Origin of the sequence: Capsulimonas sp., from assembly GCF_039929585.1 — a bacterium.
Taxonomy (GTDB): Bacteria; Armatimonadota; Armatimonadia; order Armatimonadales; family Capsulimonadaceae; genus Capsulimonas.
Window position 1 is genome coordinate 1 of record NZ_JBDSQY010000106.1, and the last position, 1,908, is coordinate 1,908.

Genomic DNA, 1,908 nt, shown 5'->3' on the forward strand with positions numbered 1-1,908 from the left:
GCGAGAACCCGGCGCCGCGCAGCAGCTGGATCTGCCCGAGGCGCACTACGTCATCGGCGTCGTAAAGGCGGTATCCACCCTCACTGCGTCCCGATGGCGCAAGCAGGCCGATCTCGTCGTAATAGCGAAGCGTACGGATCGTCGTCCCCGCCAGCTGCGCGAGGCGTCCGACCGTCCAGGTCTCTCGCGTCGTCGCTCGGATTTTCTTGTCAGTCAATTTTGTGGCCACGAATGCAGTTTACAGGGTAACGCGGCGTGAGGGTCAAGGGGTTAGGGGAAATATTTTTCGCGGTCGTGTGAAAACGTCGAAAAACCGTCATCGCCGGCCATGTCTGGGGCGGCGATGACGGTCTTGAATTCTTGCTTAAGAGGCGAGAGCGGCGGTCACGGCGTCTGCGAGTGAGACGGTAGGGCGGCCGGTCAGCGTGCTCAAGTCGTGCGAGTCGCTGTCCAGCTCGCCCTCGGCGGCGTCGAGGTCCGAACCCACATAGATCTCTACGATCTCGGCGGGCAGGTGGAAGCTTAGTAAGATATTCTTGTAATCTTCCGGAGGAAGGTTGTTGTAAACGACGGTCTTTCCAGACTGCCGGGAGACCTCGGCGGCCAGCTCGGAGTAGGTGTACGACGTGTCGCCGGCCAGCTCGTAGATTTTGTTCTCATGGCCGGGCTCGCTCAAGACGACGGCTGCGGCCGCCGCGAAGTCGGCGCGGGCCGCCGCCGCGAAACGGCCGTCGCCTGCGGAGCCGAGGATCGCGCCGTGCTCCAGGGCGGACCCGAGCTGCTCGGTGTGGTTCTCCAGATACCAGCCGTTGCGCAGAAAGACGAAGGGGACATCCGATTCCTGGATCTTCTTTTCCGTCGCCTTATGGTCCGCCGCCAGTGCGAGGATCGAAGTATCGGCGCGCAGAATGCTTGTGTAGGCCAGAAGTTCCACGCCTGCGTTTTTAGCGGCGTCGATGACGGCCTGATGCTGGGCCAGACGCGGAGCGCCCAGCTCGCTCGATGAGATCAGCAGTACCTTGGTCGCCCCGGCAAATGCCGCCGTCAGCGTCTCGGGCTTTGTATAATCCGCATGCCGCACCTGAACTCCAAGCGCGGCGAACTCCTCGGCCTTCTCCGGGTTCCGAACAGCGGCGATAATCTCGCCCGCCGGAACCTTCTCCAGCAGCGCCGCAATCACAAGTCGTCCCAGTTTTCCCGTCGCGCCAGTCACAGCAATCATAATATTTCCTCCGCTTTGATGGTTGAGTTCTCTCATGGAAGTTGGTAACTTCTTGTGACTATGGTACTCTTATGACATAGGGCGTCGTCAAGACGGCACTTTTTTATTACGAGGTTACGAAAAAGTAACCTATGGGAGGTTTGAGAGTGAAGACGATCATCGCCGACGAAAAATTAATTTCTCTGTCCAGCGCTCGGCGTAAAGCAATGGCGAGCGATACGCCCATGAGCGATGAAGAGATGTGCCCGATGCGGGATATCTTAGATCGGGTGGGGGATAAATGGAGCGTCCTCGTGGTCGTCGAACTGCGCGACGGCCGTCTGCGTTTCAGCGACATGCGTCGCCGGATCGATGGAATTTCGCAGCGTATGCTCACGCACACCCTGCGCCAGTTGGAGCGCGATGGCCTGGTCGAACGGTTCGTATACCCCTCCGTCCCCATGCGCGTCGAATACGAGCTGACCGTGCTGGGAGACACGCTCATCGAACCACTCACGGCGCTTGCGCTGTGGTCGGAGAATAACCGGGGCGCGATTCGGACGAACCGGGCGTCCTATGACGCCCGCGAAAGCTCATCAGCGAAAGCCGTCTTCCAAACATCTTGAATTTTTCGTCCCCTCCGCCCCGGGAGAAGATGGCCCCTCCGCCCCACAGGATTAGAATGGCCCCTCCGCCCCAATTCTGGG

3 protein-coding genes are annotated in these 1,908 nt (G+C 60.0%); 1 reads left to right on the top strand and 2 read right to left on the bottom strand.

The window, feature by feature from the left end; translation table 11 throughout:
- Together ABIZ35_RS07565 and ABIZ35_RS07570 are read right to left on the bottom strand one after the other, a co-directional pair.
- Window positions 1-217: MerR family transcriptional regulator (locus tag ABIZ35_RS07565; protein WP_348219273.1), on the bottom strand; the 217-nt coding region annotated here is incomplete at its 3' end.
- Window positions 218-364: 147 nt separating this feature from the next.
- The gene (locus ABIZ35_RS07570; RefSeq protein WP_348219274.1) at window positions 365-1,222 is read right to left on the bottom strand and encodes an SDR family oxidoreductase; all 858 of its coding nucleotides are present in this window, start codon (window positions 1,220-1,222) and stop codon (window positions 365-367) included.
- A gap of 146 nt (window positions 1,223-1,368) precedes the next feature.
- Here ABIZ35_RS07570 and ABIZ35_RS07575 point away from each other — a divergent pair, with 146 nt between their 5' ends.
- Window positions 1,369-1,827, top strand: a complete 459-nt coding sequence (locus tag ABIZ35_RS07575) for a helix-turn-helix domain-containing protein (RefSeq protein WP_348219275.1) — start codon at window positions 1,369-1,371, stop codon at window positions 1,825-1,827.
- Window positions 1,828-1,908 lie beyond the last annotated feature (81 nt).

What these genes read in the sequence shown, in the direction of transcription:
- ABIZ35_RS07570 (WP_348219274.1), bottom strand. Translation starts at nt 1,222, where the DNA reads ATGATTGCTGTGACTGGCGCGACGGGAAAACTGGGACGACTTGTGATT.